This window comes from Sorangium sp. So ce327 (genome assembly GCF_051530205.1).
Lineage (GTDB): Bacteria > Myxococcota_A > Polyangia > Polyangiales > Polyangiaceae > Sorangium > Sorangium cellulosum_B.
Genome location: NZ_CP150330.1, coordinates 9,806,770 through 9,824,911, shown reverse-complemented (window position 1 = coordinate 9,824,911; position 18,142 = coordinate 9,806,770). Strand labels below are relative to the sequence as shown.

The following is an 18,142-nucleotide window of genomic DNA, read 5'->3' as shown; positions in this document are numbered from 1 at the left end:
CGCTCCTCGCGCCGCGTCGCGAGCGCCGAGTCATCCCCACGCCGGCCGCGCGAGGCCAGGACAGCGCGCTCTCGCGAGCCTTGCTCAGGTGGCCCCTTCCAGGCATAGTGCAACGAATCGTTGCATGAGTGACGCCAACCCATGAATACGCCACTGCCGCTACCTGGAGCGGAGCGGACCGACGGATCCTCCGTCCAGATCGGCGCTCTCGTTCCGCTGACTCGGCCCGGCTGGGTCGAGGCAGGCCGGCACTTGCTCGCTGGACTCGAGCTGGCCGTTCGCGAGGTCAATGACGCCGGCGGGATCGTCGGAAGACCCCTCGAGCTGGTGGTCCGAGACACCGCGGCTGATCCACAGAGGGCCGCGGCGGCCGTCGATGATCTGGCTCGCCTGGGCGTGGCTGCCTTGGCGGGGGAGTATCACAGCGTCGTCGCTCGCGCCGCTGCCGGCAGGGCCGACGCCCTCGGCCTGCCGTTCCTCTGCTCGTCGGCGGTCCTCGACGCGCTCACCGAACAGCCAGCGGAATGGGTCGCGCGCCTCGCCCCGGCGCAGTCCCACGGCTGGCGGATCTACGCGGACTTCCTCCTCCGCGCGGGCCACAGGCGCATCGCCGTGGCGGCCGATTCGAGCGTCTACTGGGCGTCTGGGGCCCGCGTTCTGCGGGACTACCTCGCTCCACGCGGCGGCGCCGTCATCGAGCTCGACATGCGCGCGCTCGCCCCCGCGGCCGTGTGCGACGAGCTCGTCGACAATCGCGCGACAGCCCTCCTTCTTCTGGTCGGCTACCCGGAGCCGGCGGTGTCGATCGTCAAGTCTGTCCGCCGCGACAAGCGCCTCGCCGAGATCATGATGGGTGCTCCGGCCGGGCAGCCGGAGTTCGCCGGATGGGCGACGTTGCTGGGCGCCGACGGCGCCGCGATCCCGTTCTTGCGCTACCTGCCCGAGCGCCTCAGCCCGCTCGGCGCCCGGGTCGAGACGGCGCTGCGCGAGCGGCTGGCCGAAGCGCCCTCCTTCGTCGCCTTCGAGGGCTACGACACGGTCGCCGTCCTCGCCGATGTGCTGCGCTCTCACGGCGCGGACCGGGCGCGCACTGCCGGATCCTGGGCGCGCGTCGCCGTCGAAGGCACCCGCGGGCAGATCCGGTTTTCCCGCACGCCAGGCATCAGCGTCTGGCAGTGGGCCTGGCCGCCAGTCCAGGTCGTTGATCGAGATCCGGCGGCCCCCGATCGCTTTCGGATCCTTCACGCCGGCGGAGAGAGCACGTAGGTCCGCGAAGGGCATCCCGAACCGAGTTACACGCTGGGCCGCCAGGTGCCGTGGAACCCGAATGGCACGCGGTGCGGCAAGCGGGCGACCGCGACGGGGCCAGCGGAAAGGCGCATGGCATCGAACACCAGCAAGTCGCTGCGCTTCGCCTGTTCACGCCAGGCCACGGCGAGCAGCCAGCCGTCGCCCTCGGCCGCGTCCTCCGCGCGCGGCACGAACACCGGCTCGGACACCACGTCGCCGTGCGGCAGCGTGTGAATGCTGCGTTCGCCGGTGTCGAAGTCGAATCGGGCAAGGCTGTTGTAAAGCACGCTCTCCGAGTCGCCTCGTGCGCGCGAGGTCGCATGGCAGGTGGTGAAGCCGTAGCGGTTGCGCCGCCCCGTGTAGCGCTCGTCGATCCGTGGAAACTCCGCCACGAGATCGTCGAGGTAGTCACGCCGGAAGCCGGCGCCTGCATCCGCCAGGTCGAAGGTCCAGCGGCACAGGCGAGCGGCCATCGCCTCGGGGTCGCCGGGGCGGCCCTCGGCGTCGGGCAGGCCGGGCGCGGTCTCCGACTGCATGACGTAGGCCACGATGGTGTCGCCGTCGTCCCAGGCGTTCATCCCATGGAACATGTGGCAGGCGTCGGTCTGGAACCAGCGCAGCGTGTCGGCCGCGCTCCCGCGCTTCATCACGCCGACGTGGGTCCGCAAGCCTGCGTCCCAGGCCAGCAGCGGCTTGCCGCGCATGGCGCGCTCCACGCTGAGCGTCAGCGGCGTGACGGGAAAGAGCACATGCCCGCGCGTCACCATGAAGTCGTGCACCATGCTGGCATACGGCGCTGTGAACGACTGAAGCTGCGTGACCTCGCAGCGCGTGTCCATCACGCCGTAGAGCATGCTCGGCGAGCAGGGGCCGTCGGGCGAGTACGCGAAGAAGTGCAGCTCGCCGCTCTCGGGGTCGATCTTGGGGTGCGCGGTGCAGCGCGAGGTCACGCGGCCGCCGAAGCTCTGGTGCCCCCTGGAAGCCAGCGTGCCGGGGTCGAGCTCGAAGGGCTGATGCGACTCTTCGAGCGCGAACAGCCGATCGCCGTGCCAGAGCATGCTGGTGTTGGCCGTGCCGCCGTTGCGGCCCCGCGCCATCGGGTCGCTCGTGGCGGGGTTTCCGAAGGTGCCGAAGAGCGCGCGCCCTGCTTCGTGCTCGAGCTGCCACTTCGGCGTGCGCGCCCAGCGGTTGCGGTACGACACCTTGCCGGCGCCGATGTGGAACGCATGCACCATGCCGTCGCCGGAGAACCAGTGGTAGTCGTCGTCGCGCGGCGTGTACTGCGGGTTCGGGCCGACACGGTACAGGCTTCCTTCCAGCTCGGGCGGCAGGGTCCCCTCGATCTCGAGCGCCGCGATGTCGTGCTCCTCGCGGAGCGGCGCGTAGTTGCCGGTAAAGAAATGAGGATTCTTCTGCGTTCTTGCGTTCACGTGAGGCCTTCGGGATTCAATTCGTTCAGGAGGTCGATGTGGCGCCGAGCCGTGCGATGGCTCGCCCGACATAGTCGGCCAGCGCCGCGTCGATGCCCGAGCCTGCGCGCAGGGCCGGGTCGTGGCGGAATGCGGCTCGCAGCTTCGCGTCCAGCGCGGCGTCGCCGCCGGCCTTGGCCAGCGACAGCGCCTGCCAGCGCAGCGCGAGAGCGCGCACGGCTGCGCCATCGGCGGGCGCGTCTGCCGCCATCTGTCGCCGAAGCTCGGCGATGAGCGGCGGCCATGCGTCGGTCTGCGCAACGTAGTGCTGGCGCAGCGTGGCCATGTCGCCGGCGCTGCAGTAGGGCGCGTAGAGCTGAAGACGCGCGAAGGCCATCGCATGCGAGATGTACCGGATGCCGGCGCGGTCCACGCCGGTCAGCGCGTGGAGCGCCGGCTCGTTCCAGTGCATGGAGTAGAGCTTCATCAGCAGGCCTTCGTCGCCGCCGGCTTCTTCGAGCAGCAGCTCGATCCAGCGTCGCGCAAGCGCCTGTGCCTGCGGGCTCTCGGGCGATGCGCCGGCCGCGACCAGCTCGTGCAGCCTCGCCGACAATCCGGCGCGCTCGGGCGCCACAGCGCTGGTGAGACCGTCGCGCTGCGCTTTGAGCGTGCGCTGCTCGTCCTCGCTGAAGTACTTCGAGCCCGCGACCATGCTTTCGAGCGCCACGAGCCAGTCGTCGATGCCGGGCTCTTCGTTGGCCTGCAGTTGACCCTGCACGGCGAGCAGGTGGGTGCGCAACGCGGACGCTTGCAGGATTTCCCTGTCGAGCTGCGCCACCTGCCGGGCCACCACCTCCGAGAGCCCGCCGGCCTCGTTGTCGAGCAGATCTTGTATGTCAGCCAGCGACAGATCGAGGCGCTGCAGCGCCTGGATGCGGTACAGCCGGGCGACGTCTCTCCGGTCGTACAGGCGATAGCCACCCGTGGACCTTCCGGACGGCACCAGCAGGCCAATCTCGTCATAGTGCCGCAAGGCGCGAACGGTCAGCCCGGTGCGCCGGGCGAGCTCGCCAATCTTCAGAAACATGCCTTTCCTCTCGAGTTGAAGGGATCCTAGACCCTCCCGTCGCGAGAGGGTCAAGCGGGTTTCTCCGGGGTGGGCGCTCGTTGTTGTTCAGGCCCACGACCCGACCGACCAGCACGCGCTGCCTGCTGGCGAAGCGCGCAGCCTCGATGGCCCGGCCCTGGATCGGCGCCGAACGATGATTCTCGGGGGTGAGGTGGCTCACTCCTCCCAGAACAATCCCTTCATCACGTACGGCCACGCTGCACGCGCTGGTTGACCTAGAGAACCTTACATGACCGCCTCCGTCGGCGGAACCGTACCGGCCCAGCACGGACGGACGCGGGCGGCCGAGGCGCGGGCCGTGGGTAGCTTGGCCGCGGCGGGATCCAGCCCCGTGGAATCAACCGTTCTCTGGTCACCAGACGTTCCGGCGCGCCGCCGCACGGCGCCGTTGCGCTCCACGAACCCGCTCGGTACCCTCGGGGGAAAAATGACGTCCACCGCGCCGCAGGGCTGCTGCGAGAGGAGCCATGTCGACCGTTCGGCTCCCCCTCTGACCAGAGCTCTGCCTCCCGCCGCCGCTCCCTCCGGTCCGATGAACAAACGGCGCGGCGCCCCGTCCCCCCTCCGAGGCATGTCGCGCTCAGCGGCGCGCACCGACATGCGAATCAAGCACCACGCCAGGGCCGAGCGCCGTGGCTTCGCAGACCGATGAAAGGAGTTCTGACGACATGAAGAGGTTCTTGGCTCTTTTTGCCGCCCTGGGTTGCTCCCTCGCCACTTCGCTCGCGCTCGCGGATCCTCTCCCTGTGACCGGCCAGTGGCGGACGATCGATGAGCAGGGGGTCGAGCAGTCGGTGGTCGAGATTTACGAGAAGGGCGGGAAGATCTTCGGCAAGATCGTGAGCCTGAAGCAGCCGCTCGACGAGAAAGGGAAGCCGAAGATCTGTACCGCCTGTGAGGGCGCCTACAAGAACAAGCCCATTCTGGGGCTCGTCATCATCTGGAACATGGTCCGCGATGACGACGAGTACGATGACGGTACGATCCTGGATCCGAACAACGGCAAGACCTACAGCTGCAAGCTCGAGGCGATCGAGGGCGGGAAGAAGCTGAAGGTGCGCGGCTTCTTGGGCATCTCCCTCCTCGGCAGGACCCAGACCTGGCTGAAGAAGTAAGATCTCCTCATCCACCGGTCGTCTGCCGCGTGGGGGCCGTGCGCGGGCGGCGTGGGTGCGGCGGCCGCCTCGCGACGTGCTACACCGCGGGCTCACGCCGGCCCTCCGGGGCGATCGCCCCCCGAGCATCGATATGACTCAGTCCCAGCCCGACAACCCTCTTCACGGCGTCACGCTCCAGATGATCCTCGAGCACCTGGTCGCGCAGCATGGCTGGGAGCAGCTCGGACGCATGATCGACATTCGCTGCTTCAAGTACGATCCCAGCATCAAATCGAGCCTGCACTTCCTGCGACGGACCCCGTGGGCCCGGCAGCAGGTGGAGGCTCTCTACCTGCGGGACAAAGCCAAGCCCAGCCCGTGACCGGCCCGCTCGATCGCACGCCGAGCACCGGGAGCCGGGAGCGGCGCGGTCTCGTCAGACGCCCGGGGCGCGCACGAACTGCTCGTAGACGACGAGCGTGACCGGCTTGTCGTTGGCGACCTTGACGAGGATGCTCTTGACGCGCAGCCATTCGAGGCCGGTCTTGCCGGCGCCCATGCGCGGCACGCCGATCCGCGCGATCCCCGCCCCGGCGGCGTGCGCCACCATCGCGGCGAGCGAGCGCTCGAGCGCGGCGAGCGAGGGCCTCTTCGTCGCGTTCTCCTGGATCGCGAGGGTGTACACCGTGTCGCCGCCCTCGCTCCAGATGAAGGCCTCCCCGAGCTGGAGCTTCCGCTCGGCGCTCCGCTGCTCGAACGCCGGGAGCAGGCCCGGCCAGCGCTTCTTGAAGGTCACGGAGATCCCCGTGTCCATCGTGCCCACGCAGCTCACGCCGTGCGCGTACGCGTGAAGATCGGGGGTGTTGAGGAGATCGCCCTTGGTGAAGATCGTCGGCACGGGGGGCACCCTAGCACTGCCGCGGCCAGTTTCGTGAGATGCCGACGGGCCCGCGAACGCGAGGCGAGGAGCCGCCGATGCCCCCGCCGCCTCGAGCGCGCCGTTCCGGCCGACCCGGTACGTCCGCACCGGCACCCCCGTACGAGCCGCTCGTGCTCGCTCCAGCGCGCGGCCTCTTCCTCCAGCCCGAGCAGCCGACCGATCGCCTTGTGAACGACCCAGGCCGCCACCTCATCCCCGAGGGCGGGGGACGGTGTGGCTCAACAGGCGCCATCGTTCGCGCGCGCGATCGATGGCGCTCTGCGCGATATGTCGAGGTCGAGCCCGACGACCGGCTCGCCATGGGGAGCCGCGGGCCGCTGGCCGGCGGCCGGGTCAACGTGTCACTGGATCGCCTCCAGTGCGTGCAATCTGTGTTCGGGGCTCACCTTGGCGGGTTCGCCCGTCAGCTCGATCTCCGCCCAGTGCACCTTGCCGGGGAAGCGGTTGTTCCCGCTACCTGCGAAGTCGGGGCACAACGGGCCGCCCGTCTTCTTGCCGACCATCAGGAAGGCGTCCACGTTGAAGATAATGGGATTGGTCTTGAGGAGTTGGCCCGGCGGCAAATCCTTCGGTGTATGGTTGAGCGGATCCTCACCGACGGCCGGGAACGCGACCAGCGTGAGAGGCTTGAACTCGTTCTCCCTGGGCCACTTGATGAGGAGCTCCACCCTGCCGCCCTCGCCCGTATCCGTGCCTGTGTAGGTAAACTTCATGCGGACCTCGTACGCTTCGGACAGAGGCAGCAGCAGAGATTCGGCTTGGACGTAGTAGCGTTCGAGCCCAAGGTAGTTGTAGACGTAAGTAAGCCTTCCATCTTTGACATAGAGGCCAAAGCCGCCGAAGTCGTTGCCCCGGGCGAGAATCGCGCCGTTCGGCGCTTCCCCGTGGGGGCCCTCGATCTTTGCCGTGATCGTGAACGAGCGGTTGAAGTTGTTGATCACGCACGGGTCGGAGACGAAGCTGCCGTCGACGTACCTCTGCTTCGTGCCGACCGGGGGGGCCGCCTGTTCCAGGCGCTCTGTCTTTTCGTCGTTGAGGGGAAAGACGTTATATCGGGCCGCGGTGATCTCGAAGAGGTTCTTCAGCTGCGCTAGCCTTTCGGGCTCCCTCTGGGCGAGGTTGTTTGCCTGGGTCCAGTCCACCTGATGCGGCGACTCCTCGCCCCATGGGTACGTGTAGTAGAGCTCCCACGTATCCTTTTCGTAGTCCGGATTGGATTCGAAGTCCCAGGGCTTCGAGTGGAGGGTGACGGCGGTCCAGCCGTTATGGTAGATGCCACGGTTGCCAAACATCTCGAAGTACTGGGTCGTGCGGAACTCGGGCGCGTTCTGCTCTTTGAACGTCCGGAGGAAGCTCGTGCCCTCGATGGGCATCTGCAGCACCCCGTCGACGCTCAACGGCTCCGGCAATCCGGCCGCCTCGAGGATCGTCGGAAGCACATCGATCACGTACGTGAATTGGTGGCGCAGCCCCCTGTCGCCCCGGACGATGTGGTCTTTCCCGTCGCCGTCTTTCCCTGGCCAATGGACGATCATGCCGTTGCGCGTGCCGCCGAAGAAGCTGGCAACTTGCTTGGTCCACTTGTACGGCGTGCACATGGCCTGGGCCCAGCCGATGGCGTAGTGATTGTACGCTTCCTTGGTGCCGAACTTGTCTATGTTGTCCTTGATGATCGTCTTTTGCTCATCGAGCGGTTTCTGGATGCCATTGAAGCCGATCATCTCGTTGAAGGTGCCCATGAAGGTGCCTTCGGCGGAAGCGCCGTTGTCGCCGAGGATGTAAATGATCAGCGTGTTCTCCATGAGGTGGAGGTCCTCGAGCGTCTTGATCACCCTGCCGACCTCCTCGTCGGTCTGCTGGAGGAAGGAGGCGTAGAGCTCCATCTCGCGGCGCAGGGAATCCCTCATGTCGTCGAACATCTCATCGTCCCACTTTGGAACGTCTTCGTTGACCGCCGCCTCCGCGTTCTCTGGAATGACGCCAAGCGATTTTTGTTTTTTGCAGATCGTCTCGCGCAGCTCGTCCCAGCCCTTGGCGAAGTCCTCGTTGTCCTTGTACTTATCAAGCCAGGCGTCCGGGATCTGGTGGGGCGCATGGGTCGCGCCGGGAGCGAAATAGATGAAGAAGGGCTTGTCCGGCGCCATGGCCTTCTGCTGCTCGATCCACTTGATGGTCTGGTTTGTCAGATCTGTGGTCAGGTGGTAGTCCCCATCGTGAGGCGTCTCGATGTAGGTCGTTCCATCGTAGAGGGTAGGGTAGAACTGGTTGGTTTCGCCTGCCACGAAGCCATAGAACTTCTCGAAGCCCATGTAGGTGGGCCAGTGGTCGAAGGGCCCCGATGGGCCGGTTTCCCAGACGGGCACCTCGTGGCACTTGCCGAAGTGAGCCGTCGAGTAGCCGTTGTACCTGAGGATCTTGGCGAGCGAGGCGGCGGTGTTGGGGATCATCGAGGTGTAGCCGGGCGCGCCGGTATACAGCTCGGTGATGCAACCCATGCCGACGGAGTGGGGGTTGCGGCCGGTCAGCAAGGCGGCGCGCGTCGGGCTGCACAGGGCTGTCGTGTGGAAACGGGTGAATCTGAGTCCGCCTTCGGCGAGCCGCTTGGCTGTCGGGGTTTGAATGACCCCCCCGAAGGGCTCCGCGGCGCCGAAGCCGACGTCGTCGAGCAGGATGAGGAGCACATTGGGGGCCTTCGAGGGCGGTCTGATCGGCTCGATGGGCGGGAAGTGGGAGGCTGGGTCCTGGGCATTGTACATCACCGGGCCGACATAGGGCCGGTCCGGAATCGGCAGGATTTCGCGCTTGAGAAGGTCTCGATCCAACGGCATGGGTGACTCCTTTCGATGGGAAGTTGTTAAGGAATATTCACAATCATTGGAACGTGTACAAAGTAAGACTGGATGAGGCTCTGGGAGCGCTTGGGAGATTCAGCAGGGGAACGGGAGGCATTGCCACAAGGCTGTTCCCGTCCCCGGATTCAGCGCGCGTGCAGCGCGCGGAGGTGCAGCCGGGCGCCTCGGGGCACTCGAGGCCGACGTGCTCCGGACACGCCGTGCCGTCCAGGGTGAAACGCGCCTCGCTGTCCGTGGGGCACATGAGGCGCTGACACGCGGCCGGCGTCGTGCAGGACCACGCGCCGCCCTGGCAATGACAGGCCGGCCCGCAGTCCGACTACCCGCCGCAGGTCATCCCACGATTGCGTCGTCAGGGCGCGCTTGCTTTCCTGACAGCGCTGACGTTTCCTGCCGTCCGATCCGCGATCGATCCTGGAGGCGAACCCCCCATGCCCCGCGCGACTCACGAGGACGTGCCCCGCCGGTTCGAGATCCACACCCGCGACCACCACACCGCCGTATCCATATGGGAGGGGCTTTACGGGGAAGTTGACCCCGCGCTCCCGCGCGGTTTCGAGTGGCGCGCCCACGCCGTGGACTTCGGCCCCATCCTCTTCGTCCAGGACCATACCAGCGACGCGATCTACCTGGACGCCCAGGTGGACGCGCCGATGCTCGTCATTCCCGTCCGCGGCAGCGGACGCGCGGCGCTGGGACGCGACAGCGCGACCCTGGGACACGGCGGCGGCCCAGCCATCTTCTCGGCTCACGGCCGCTCGAAGGTGAACTACGACAGCGCGATGGACGTCATCACGGTGCGCTTCGACCGAGGCTATCTTTGCTCCCAGCTCGAGTCGATCACCGGCGAGGTCGTCCGCGAGGACTTCCAGTTCCAGCTCTCGCTGGACTCCCGCGCCGGAAGCGGATCCTACGTCGAGCGACTCTGCCGCTTCATGGCCGCCGAGATCAACGCCGGCACGGACATCGATCACCCCCAGGTGTTCGCCGGGCTGACTGAGTCGCTCTCGCGCGCCCTGCTGATGGGGCAGCCTCACAACCTCGCTCACCTGTTGGAGCGGCCCACGCCGCCGTCGAGCCGGACGGTGCTCCGGCGGGTCGAAGAGTACGTGGACGCGCACGCCGCCGGGCCGATCAGCGCGATCGATGTCGCCGCCGTTGCCGGGACGAGCGCCCGCTCGGTCGAGGCGGCGTTCCGCGCGCACCGCGGGACCTCGCTCGGAACGTTCCTTCGCGATCGGCGCCTGGTCCGCGCGCAGCGGATGCTGCTTGCCGAGCCGCACCTCGCCGTGCTGCACGTCGCGCGCGCCGCCGGCTTCGCCGGGCGCGAGGTCTTCGAGTCGGTGTACGTGCGCGCGTTCGGAGAGCGCCCGGAAGAGACTCGCCGGCGCGGTCTCCTCGCCGCTGGGACGGCGCCCGGCGGGGCCGAGCCGAGCCGGTGCGCGGCGCCTTCCGCCGCCATCGAGCCTGACACCCTCGCGGCGCGGATGGCGCTCCTGTCCGCGCGGGAGCGCGAGGTCTGCGAGGGCGTCGCGCGGGGGCTGCTCAACAAGCAGATCGCGGGGGAGCTCGGGATCTCCGAGCGGACGGTCAAGGAGCACCGGGCGCGCGTGATGGCCAAGCTGGGGGCGAGGTCCGCGGTGGAGCTCGGGATCCTGCTGCAAAAGGCACGTGGATAGCTTCACACCTACGTCTCCTCGGCGCGACGACCCGTGACGCTGCCCAGAGGCTGAAGTCGCCACCGAGCCCGTTCAGCGCCTCGACGGCCGCCGCGCGCAGCTCGCCGAGCGCCTCGCGCGCCTGGCAGAAGACGGCGCCGCCCCCGGGAGCGCGATGCCGCCCTCGATGGCGGCGGGCGAGATGCAGTCGCCTGTCCTCAGTCGCAGGTCGCGCCCTTCTGCTGTGCCCAGCTCAGGATCTCCGCCTGGCAGGCCGAGTTCTCCGGCCGCTCCTCAGGCGGTCGTCCTCCGCCGGCGTGGGGGTACACTCGTTGAGCATGGTGACGGACTGCGCGCCCAGGAGCGTGAAGAGGGACACGAGGACGAGCGGTGTCTTGCGCTTCATCGGCGATACTCCTTTTCCGGTGACGCGCAAGCTAGCGATACGAGGTGGGATCAACCACCCGTACCTTGGTACGGCTTGTGGGACCCGGCGAGATGTGGTTCAATCGCGAAGGCGCTGACTTCGTCGTTTCGTCGCTCGCTGCCGCGGTGAACAGCGCGCAGCGCTCATCGACGAGACATGTAGACATCGATCACCGTCCCCCGGCGCGCCGAGCCCGTGGCGTCCGTGAAGGCAAAAGCGCTCCGCTCGCCCTCGCAATTGCCGCGCGCGTCGCAGCGCATGTCGCGGAAGTCGCGGAGATCGATCGACGTCACGCCGAGCGCCTCGATGGGCGTGATCTCGCTCGGCGCGCTGTTCCGGTCGAGGTTCTTATCCGACCACACGACCACCCTGGCGAACGCCGGATCCTGCCTGTCGAAGACGCCGCTCTTGTCCGCGTCGAGCTCCCGCAGCGCCTCGAAGCCGTTCTTCGCGAACCCCCCGCTCCCCAGCCGCGTGGCCGAGCCGAAGAGCTCGCCTCCATCCTGGATGGCGCCGTCGCCGTCGCGATCGAGCGCGAGCCAGGGCGTCGCCGAGGTGGGCCAATCGCTCGCGTGGCACACGCCGGTGCCGGTCAGATCGAAGGCGGCGCCCGCCTCGGCGGTGAACTCCACCGGGCGATTGTCGAAGGAGAGCACGAGAGGCGTGAAACAGGTACATTCAACCGATGTTCCGATGTGCCAGGCCGATTCAACGAAGGGGCACTCGCGCCAGGTGGTCCTGAGCCCCCAGACGGCCTTGCCGTCGATGTTCACGCACTTTTCACGGCAGAACCCGCTCCCCGAATGGGGATCCTTCTCAGGACATTCCCGCTCGTCGCCGATGGCGCATTCGCCGGGCGCCTCGGGGCCGAAGTCAGCCCAGCAGGAGGTCTCCTCTTCTTTCACTTCATCCTGCGCTTCATCGGTCGCGTCCACGATCTCGGCCATGCATCCCCCTCCGAAGGACGCACACGCCGCCAGCACCCCAACCCGAGCCGCTCGCTGTGCCATCTCGATCTTCATGATGGCTCGGAAGAGCATGCTTTGTACCATCTTGAATGCGATGAAATATTGATACGTTACAAGACTTCGGTGCCGTTTTGTGCCAAGCCTCGACCCGTGTGTGCCAGGTGGCCGAAAGCGCGCGCCAGGACGACGCCGGACGCCTGACCGGAGCACGACGGTGGTTCCAGCTCAGCGCTTCCTGGAACGCGAGAGGCCCTGGGCGATGGAGCCCACGAGGGTGATGCCCGTCCCGTCGAAGCCCGACGCCACGAGGGCGCGGGCCAGCGCGGGCTGGATGCCCGTGATCATGGGGGACGCGCCGAGCAGCCGGATGGTGCGTACCATGTCGATGAGGTGCCTGGCGCCGGCGTCGTCGAGCGCCGCGGCGCCGGTCATGTCGAGTATCACGCGGTCGACCCCGCTGCCGGCGATCGCAGGCAGGAGCCGCGCCGCGATCTCCGCGCTCCGCTCTCGGTTCAGCGCCCCGATGATCGGCAGCGCCAGCGCGCGCTCGCCCACGTCCAGGATGGGCGCGGAGAGGGCGAGGATCTCACCGCGCTGCCGCTCGACGAGCGCCAGCGTCGCGTTCAGCTCGTCCAGCAGGCGGCCGCGCTCCTCGGCGGAGCGCTCGGCGCCTATCCGCGCCGTCTCGTCCGTGTGGTGGAACAAGACTCCCAGGGCGCCCGTCACGGGATCACGCACCGCTCGCCCCTCGATCGCGTGCAGGCGCTCCCCATCCACGGTGCGGACGAGCATCTCTCGCGTCACGATGTCGCCGTCCAGCGCCGCCCGGAGCATCGCCACCGCCTCGCCGGGCTCACCCAGCCAGGCGCTCCACGTCCTGGTGCGGCCGAACGCCCGCAGCGCCGCCGGGTTCTGCATCAGGAGGTCTCCGCTCGGGTCGACGAACGCGATCATCACGGAGGTGTGGCGCAGCGCCTCGATGCCTCGGACGAGCTCCGGCTCAGGCGCTCCCTCCGTGGGAATCGCCTGGCTCAAGATCGCGAATCGCCCATCGTCGAGCGCGACGCTCGAGGAGTGGAGCGTCACCGTCACCGGCACCCCGCTCGGGTAGAAGGTCCAGCTCTCGCGCACGACGCCCCCCTCGCGCACCTGCGCGGCGAGGGCCAGCATGCGCGTCCGGATCGGCGCCGGCACCTTCGAGAAATCGCGCGCGAACAGCTCGTCGCGATCCTGCGCCCGCCACAGGTCCAGGCCGGCCTCGTTCACCCAGCAGACCCGCGAGCGGTCCACGTCGAGGACCCACACGGGGATGGCCGACACCTCAAGCCCGGCCAGGCGCTGCGCAAGCTGCATCGGCACCACACTCGCTTATCGGGCTGCGGCGCGCAATAAAAGCCGGTGAGCCGCGTGATGCTCCTCGTAAATTCGGCGTACGTGTTCGTGCTCAAGAGGGGGGCAGACGGCAGTGAGCGGGAGAGGTGGTATCAGGGGCGGTGGGCCACGCCCGGGCGACCCCGGCCGGCGCGCGGGCAGGGCAGGCGGACCAGGTACGGCCGTCGTGGCAGGGCGGCCGCGGAGCGGACGCCGGAGCTCGCGGCGGCCCGTCGAGGAGAGCTGGCCGCGGCTGGCGCGGCTACGGCGATCCCATGTCTCGCGCTCATTTCTTTCCCGACGTTGCTCTACGGAATTTCCGCGATGGTGCGGTGAGGACCGCGGCGATAGGTTCCCCACCTGCGATCCCGGTTCGTCCGCGGCAGCCGCGCGCGGCAGCTGTGTCGAGCTCCATTCCGGTGGCTGACCGGAGAGCGCACGCTCATGCTCAAGCGCCTCATCCTCATCGACGGCCCCTCTTCGAGCAGCGATGGACGCTCGATCCGCGGGACGCCGCTCCTCTCCCCGTCCGACAGGGCGGCGCTCTCCAGGGAGTTCCCTGGCGTGGAGGTGGAGAGCGGCGCGCCCGGCCCGTCCGGGGGGGCGCTCCACGCTGTCGTCGACGCCCGCGCGTGGCGCGCGTCGGCGGTCGACCTGTGGGCGCTCGACACCCACCTGCACGCGCTCGACGCCGGCGGCCTCTTCGACCTGCATATCGAGGGGATCGAGCGAGCGGGCGCCGCGCGCGCCGCCTACGAGGTTCTCACACGGTGCCAGCGCTTCATCCGCAGGAGGAACCTCGCCTCCGCGACGGCGGTCTTCGCCCGGGTCCTCGGGCGGCACCGGGAGCTCCACGATCTCGACAGGCCGCTCGTCCGCGCCGACCACGATCATGCGATTGACGTCTGGCAATGGATGCTCCGCCTCGAGCCGCGCGCCGGCGTCGCCGTCCAGGTGGCGGCGCTCTTCCACGACGTGGAGCGGCTCGTCTCCGAGGCGGACGTCCGGATGGAGCACCGCGCCCCGGACTACCAGGCGTTCAAGGACGAGCACGCGCGGCGCGGGGCCGCCCTGACGCGCGCCGCGCTCGCCGGTGTCGGGCTCGCGCCCGAGGTCCTCGACCGGATCGGCGCCCTTGTGGCGTCGCACGAGCGGCCGGGCGAAGACGCCGAGCTCGCCCTGCTCAACGACGCTGACGCGCTCTCGTTCTTCTCGCTGAACAGCGCCGGGTTCCTCGACTGCTACGGGCCCGAGCACACCCGCGCCAAGGTGGCGTACACGCTCCGCCGACTCCGGCCCGCGGCAAGGGCGCTCTTGCCGCGGATCCGCTGCCGCCCCGAGGTGGAAGCGATGATCCCCGGCGAGCCGGGCAGGCCGCCGGCGCCGGCGCCGGACACGCAGGCATCGAGGAGGTCCGCTCCGCCATGAGGCTCGTCATCTTCGGTCTGACGATCAGCTCGTCCTGGGGCAACGGCCACGCCACGCTGTGGCGCGGCGTCGTCTCCGCCCTCGGGCGGGCCGGGCACCGCGTCACCTTCTTCGAGCGCGACGTCCCGTATTACGCCGCGCGCCGGGATCTGACGGCGCTCTCGCACGGCAACACGCTCCGGCTCTACACCTCGTTCGAGGACGTCCTCCCCGAGGCCAGGCGCGCCGTCCGTGAGGCCGACGCGGCGATGGTCACGTCATACTGCCCCGACGGCGGCCCCGCGACCGACGTTGTCCTCGAGTCCAGCGCGCTCAAGGTCTTCTACGATCTCGACACGCCGGTGACGCTGGATCGCATCCAGGCCGGACAGCCGGTCGGCTACATCGGCCCGCGAGGCCTCGTCGATTTCGACTGCGTGCTCAGCTACACGGGCGGAGCGGCGCTCGATCAGCTCCAGGCGAAGCTCGGCGCCCGGCGGGTGTTCCCGCTCTACGGCAGCGCGGACCCGGCTGTGCACCGCCCGGTCCCGCCGCGGGACGGCTTCCGCGGGGATCTCTCGTACCTCGGCACGTACGCCGCCGACCGGCAGGCGGCGCTCTCCCGCCTCTTCCTCGAGGCGGCGAGGAGGCTGCCCGAGAAGCGGTTCGTCATCGGGGGCTCGCTCTACCCCGAGGACTTCCCGTGGGCGCAGAACGTCTATTACCATCGTCACGTGGCCCCGCCGGATCACCCGGCGTTTTATTGCTCCTCGCGGCTGACGCTCAACGTGACGCGGGGGGCGATGGCGGCGATGGGCTATTGCCCTTCCGGCAGGCTCTTCGAGGCCGCCGCCTGCGGGACACCCATCCTGAGCGACGGGTGGGAGGGGCTCGACCGGTTCTTCACGCCGGGGAGCGAGATCCTCGTGGCGGCGACAACGGACGAGGCGGTCGCGGCGCTCTCGCTCCCGGAGGGCGAGCTCGCGGCCATCGCCCGCGCGGCGCGGGAGCGGGTGCTCGCGGAGCACAGCGCCGCGCGCCGCGCGGCGGAGCTCGTGGCCATTCTCGGGTCGGTCTCGGCTCATTGAACGGAGCCGAGGTCGGCTCATCGAACGGAGGGACGGCGCGATGTGGGGAGTGATTCCGGCGGCGGGTCTGGGCAGCAGGATCCAGCCGCTCGCGTTCTCGAAGGAGCTGCTCCCGGTGGGGACGCGCCTGGACGGCGACGTGGAGCGGCCGCGCGCGGTCAGCGAGTACCTCATCGACCGGATGGTGCTCGCCGGCGCGACCCGGCTGTGCATGGTGATCTCGCCGGGCAAGTCGGATATCGTCGAGTACTACGGCGCGAGCGTCGGCCCGGCGCACATCTGTTATGTGGTGCAGCCGGCCGCCGCCGGGCTCTGCGACGCCATCTTCCGGTCGCTCCCCTGGATCGGGCCGGAGGAGGACGTCCTCGTGGGGCTCCCCGACACGGTGTGGTTCCCGGAGCACGGGCTCTGCTCGCTCGGCGGCGGGGGGCTCTCGTTCCTGCTCTTTCCGGTCGAGCATCCAGAGCTCTTCGATGCGGTCGTCACCGACGAGGAGGGCCGGGTGCTCGAGATCCAGGTCAAGCAGCGCAACGCGCGCTCGCGGTGGGTCTGGGGCGCCTTCAGGCTCACGGGGGCGGTGATGCAGGAGCTCCATGACCTCTGGCGCGAGCGCGGGCGGGAGGACCCGTACATCGGGACCCTGGTGAACGAGTACCTCGCCCGCGGCGGCAGCGCGCGCGCCGTGCGGGCCGGAGAGGCCTATGTCGACGTGGGGACGCTGCACGGCTACCACGAAGCCATCCAGCTCCTCAGCCGCGCCGCCGCGTGAAGGGAGGAGCCATGGAGAGGTGCGTCGAGGGAGCGGCGAAGTGGACGCGGGAGCAGATCCAGGAGCGCGTGCGCGGGCTCGGGCCGTGGTTCCACAACCTCGATCTCCGCGGGGTGAAGACGGCGCCCGACCATTTCCTCGGCGATTACCCCGCGTTCAAATGGAGGGGCTTCGCCGACGCCGTCCCGGCGGATCTCACGGGCAAGACGGTCCTCGACATCGGCTGCAACGCCGGCTTCTACTCGCTCGAGATGAAGCGGCGCGGGGCGGCGCGCGTCCTCGGGATCGACAGCGACGACGACTACCTGGCGCAGGCGCGCTTCGCCGCGGAGGTCTCCGGGGCAGACATCGAGTTCCGGAACCTCTCCGTGTACGACGTCGGCAGCCTCGGAGAGCGCTTCGATCTCGTGCTCTTCCTGGGTGTCCTGTACCACCTCCGCCACCCGCTCCTGGCGCTCGATCTGCTCCACGAGCACGTGGTCGGACACACGCTGATCTTCCAGAGCATGCAGCGCGGCAGCGCGGACGTGGCGCCGCTGGAGGAAGATTTCCCCTTCTCCGAGGAGGAGATCTTCGACGAGGCCGGTTATCCCAGGCTCCATTTCGTGGAGCACAGCTATGCGCACGACCCGACCAACTGGTGGGTGCCCAACCGGGCTTGCGCGGAGGCGATGCTGCGGAGCGCCGGCTTCGAGATCGTGAACCACCCCGAGCCCGAGGTCTACCTCTGCCGCCGGCGCGAGAGGGCCGCCGGTCGTCCGCCTGGCGCCGTCTACCCGGCGAGGCGAGCTTTCGTGAAGGGAGAGCAGGCGTGATCGAGGCGGTGATGCTCTGGAACGAGCCCAACAACAGGTCGCACTGGGATTTCGAGATCGATCCCGAGTGGACGACGTATGGAACCATGGTGAAGCTCGCCGCGGACGCGATCCGGAGCGAGCGCCACTGGCTGCTGCGCGTGCTGGGCGGCATCTCGCCGATCGATCCGGGGTTCATCGCCAACATGGGGCGGCAGGGCGTGCTCGAGCACGTCGACGTGGTCGCGGTGCACGGCTTCCCTCTCGACTGGAATCACTGGCAGATCCACGAGTGGCCCGCCAAGCTCGAGGAGATCCGCGTGGTGACCGACAGGCCGCTCTGGATCACCGAGATCGGCGTCTCCACGTTCGGCGCCGAGGAGGTGCAGGAGTTCGGTCTCCGGCGGAGCGCCGAGCTGCTCCGCGGCAAGGTCGAGCGGATCCACTGGTACAGCCTCTATGATCTGCCGCGCGCGTGGCCGGCGACGACCCGGCACCGCGAGGCCGAGGGCTCGTCGTATTACCGGCATTTCTACATGGGCCTGCTCCGCGAGGACGGGACGCCCAAGCGCGCGCTCCGGCTCTTCCCGGAGTACACCCCTGAATTCGGTCTGTGCCAGTGGTTCCACTTCGAGGACCACCGGCTCGACGACGCGGTGGCGTGGCTGAAGGAGCTCGGGGTGCGCCACCTCCGCACGGGCCTCAGCTGGGCCGACAGCTTCCGCCCCGGCGCGGAAGCCTGGTTCGACCGGCAGATGAAGGCGCTCGAGCCGTTCGAGGTGACCCTGACCTACTGCTTCACCCCGGAGCACGCCGGCCTCCGGCCCCACCACACGAGCCCTCCGCAGCGGATCGAGGAGTTCGCCGACTTCTGCGCCCGGATGACGCGGCGCTACGCATGAGACGACGCCGTGCGTAACGTGCGTAACGTGCGCAAAGAGCG

At 68.7% G+C, this 18,142-nt stretch carries 16 protein-coding genes; 9 read left to right on the top strand and 7 right to left on the bottom strand.

Going from position 1 to position 18,142, the window contains the following annotated elements:
• Positions 1-141 precede the first annotated feature (141 nt).
• Positions 142-1,266, top strand: a complete 1,125-nt coding sequence (locus WME95_RS36830) for an ABC transporter substrate-binding protein (protein ID WP_437903998.1) — start codon at positions 142-144, stop codon at positions 1,264-1,266.
• Positions 1,267-1,292: 26 nt separating this feature from the next.
• Here the strand turns inward: WME95_RS36830 and WME95_RS36825 are convergent, their stop codons facing one another.
• Complete coding sequence (locus WME95_RS36825; protein ID WP_437903997.1) at positions 1,293-2,720, bottom strand: carotenoid oxygenase family protein; 1,428 nt, start codon at positions 2,718-2,720, stop codon at positions 1,293-1,295.
• A gap of 25 nt (positions 2,721-2,745) precedes the next feature.
• Positions 2,746-3,786, bottom strand: coding sequence for a MerR family transcriptional regulator (locus WME95_RS36820; RefSeq protein WP_437903996.1), 1,041 nt, complete (start codon positions 3,784-3,786; stop codon positions 2,746-2,748).
• 710 nt (positions 3,787-4,496) lie between these two features.
• Here WME95_RS36820 and WME95_RS36815 point away from each other — a divergent pair.
• On the top strand, positions 4,497-4,943 hold the full coding sequence (locus WME95_RS36815; RefSeq protein WP_437903995.1) for a DUF2147 domain-containing protein: 447 nt from the start codon (positions 4,497-4,499) through the stop codon (positions 4,941-4,943).
• Between the two features lie 133 nt (positions 4,944-5,076).
• A complete protein-coding gene (locus WME95_RS36810; protein WP_437852379.1) occupies positions 5,077-5,307 on the top strand; it encodes a VF530 family DNA-binding protein in 231 nt (76 codons plus the stop codon).
• Positions 5,308-5,361: 54 nt separating this feature from the next.
• Here WME95_RS36810 and WME95_RS36805 read toward each other — a convergent pair whose 3' ends face one another.
• Both WME95_RS36805 and WME95_RS36800 read right to left on the bottom strand, forming a co-directional pair.
• Complete coding sequence (locus WME95_RS36805; protein ID WP_437903994.1) at positions 5,362-5,823, bottom strand: macro domain-containing protein; 462 nt, start codon at positions 5,821-5,823, stop codon at positions 5,362-5,364.
• Positions 5,824-6,206: 383 nt separating this feature from the next.
• Positions 6,207-8,693 (bottom strand): arylsulfatase, encoded by a 2,487-nt coding sequence (locus WME95_RS36800; protein WP_437903993.1) that lies wholly within the window; start codon positions 8,691-8,693, stop codon positions 6,207-6,209.
• Positions 8,694-9,148: 455 nt separating this feature from the next.
• On the opposite strand from WME95_RS36800, the gene WME95_RS36795 reads away from it, so the two are divergent.
• Positions 9,149-10,396 (top strand): LuxR C-terminal-related transcriptional regulator, encoded by a 1,248-nt coding sequence (locus tag WME95_RS36795; RefSeq protein ID WP_437903992.1) that lies wholly within the window; start codon positions 9,149-9,151, stop codon positions 10,394-10,396.
• 232 nt (positions 10,397-10,628) lie between these two features.
• On the opposite strand, the gene WME95_RS36790 is transcribed toward WME95_RS36795, so the two are convergent.
• The 3 genes from WME95_RS36790 to WME95_RS36780 all read right to left on the bottom strand — a co-directional run bounded on the left by WME95_RS36790 (position 10,629) and on the right by WME95_RS36780 (position 13,123).
• Positions 10,629-10,781, bottom strand: coding sequence for a hypothetical protein (locus tag WME95_RS36790; protein ID WP_437903991.1), 153 nt, complete (start codon positions 10,779-10,781; stop codon positions 10,629-10,631).
• Between the two features lie 164 nt (positions 10,782-10,945).
• Entirely contained in the window at positions 10,946-11,749 is an 804-nt protein-coding gene (locus WME95_RS36785; RefSeq protein WP_437903990.1) for a calcium-binding protein, read from the bottom strand.
• Positions 11,750-11,995: 246 nt separating this feature from the next.
• Positions 11,996-13,123 carry an STAS domain-containing protein gene (locus WME95_RS36780; protein ID WP_437911063.1) on the bottom strand — a complete coding sequence of 376 codons (1,128 nt, stop codon included), beginning with the start codon at positions 13,121-13,123 and terminating at the stop codon, positions 11,996-11,998.
• A gap of 462 nt (positions 13,124-13,585) precedes the next feature.
• Here WME95_RS36780 and WME95_RS36775 point away from each other — a divergent pair, with 462 nt between their 5' ends.
• The 5 genes from WME95_RS36775 to WME95_RS36755 are packed head-to-tail and all read left to right on the top strand — an operon-like array spanning position 13,586 to position 18,101.
• Positions 13,586-14,569: a DUF4202 family protein gene (locus WME95_RS36775; RefSeq protein ID WP_437903989.1), complete on the top strand. Its 984-nt coding sequence runs from the start codon at positions 13,586-13,588 to the stop codon at positions 14,567-14,569.
• Positions 14,566-15,636, top strand: a complete 1,071-nt coding sequence (locus WME95_RS36770; protein WP_437903988.1) for a CgeB family protein — start codon at positions 14,566-14,568, stop codon at positions 15,634-15,636. Before WME95_RS36775 ends, WME95_RS36770 begins: the two co-directional genes overlap by 4 nt.
• A gap of 40 nt (positions 15,637-15,676) precedes the next feature.
• On the top strand, positions 15,677-16,405 hold the full coding sequence (locus WME95_RS36765; RefSeq protein WP_437903987.1) for a sugar phosphate nucleotidyltransferase: 729 nt from the start codon (positions 15,677-15,679) through the stop codon (positions 16,403-16,405).
• A gap of 11 nt (positions 16,406-16,416) precedes the next feature.
• Positions 16,417-17,220 carry a TIGR04290 family methyltransferase gene (locus WME95_RS36760; protein ID WP_437544437.1) on the top strand — a complete coding sequence of 268 codons (804 nt, stop codon included), beginning with the start codon at positions 16,417-16,419 and terminating at the stop codon, positions 17,218-17,220.
• On the top strand, positions 17,217-18,101 hold the full coding sequence (locus tag WME95_RS36755; RefSeq protein ID WP_437544435.1) for a beta-xylosidase: 885 nt from the start codon (positions 17,217-17,219) through the stop codon (positions 18,099-18,101). Before WME95_RS36760 ends, WME95_RS36755 begins: the two co-directional genes overlap by 4 nt.
• Positions 18,102-18,142 lie beyond the last annotated feature (41 nt).

Coding starts and splice junctions, on each gene's coding strand:
- WME95_RS36830 (WP_437903998.1), top strand. CDS start 142: ATGAATACGCCACTGCCGCTACCTGGAGCGGAGCGGACCGACGGATCC.
- WME95_RS36820 (WP_437903996.1), bottom strand. CDS start 3,786: ATGTTTCTGAAGATTGGCGAGCTCGCCCGGCGCACCGGGCTGACCGTT.
- WME95_RS36815 (WP_437903995.1), top strand. CDS start 4,497: ATGAAGAGGTTCTTGGCTCTTTTTGCCGCCCTGGGTTGCTCCCTCGCC.
- WME95_RS36810 (WP_437852379.1), top strand. CDS start 5,077: ATGACTCAGTCCCAGCCCGACAACCCTCTTCACGGCGTCACGCTCCAG.
- WME95_RS36800 (WP_437903993.1), bottom strand. CDS start 8,693: ATGCCGTTGGATCGAGACCTTCTCAAGCGCGAAATCCTGCCGATTCCG.
- WME95_RS36795 (WP_437903992.1), top strand. CDS start 9,149: ATGCCCCGCGCGACTCACGAGGACGTGCCCCGCCGGTTCGAGATCCAC.
- WME95_RS36790 (WP_437903991.1), bottom strand. CDS start 10,781: ATGAAGCGCAAGACACCGCTCGTCCTCGTGTCCCTCTTCACGCTCCTG.
- WME95_RS36785 (WP_437903990.1), bottom strand. CDS start 11,749: ATGGCCGAGATCGTGGACGCGACCGATGAAGCGCAGGATGAAGTGAAA.
- WME95_RS36780 (WP_437911063.1), bottom strand. CDS start 13,123: ATGCAGCTTGCGCAGCGCCTGGCCGGGCTTGAGGTGTCGGCCATCCCC.
- WME95_RS36775 (WP_437903989.1), top strand. CDS start 13,586: ATGCTCAAGCGCCTCATCCTCATCGACGGCCCCTCTTCGAGCAGCGAT.
- WME95_RS36770 (WP_437903988.1), top strand. CDS start 14,566: ATGAGGCTCGTCATCTTCGGTCTGACGATCAGCTCGTCCTGGGGCAAC.
- WME95_RS36765 (WP_437903987.1), top strand. CDS start 15,677: ATGTGGGGAGTGATTCCGGCGGCGGGTCTGGGCAGCAGGATCCAGCCG.
- WME95_RS36760 (WP_437544437.1), top strand. CDS start 16,417: ATGGAGAGGTGCGTCGAGGGAGCGGCGAAGTGGACGCGGGAGCAGATC.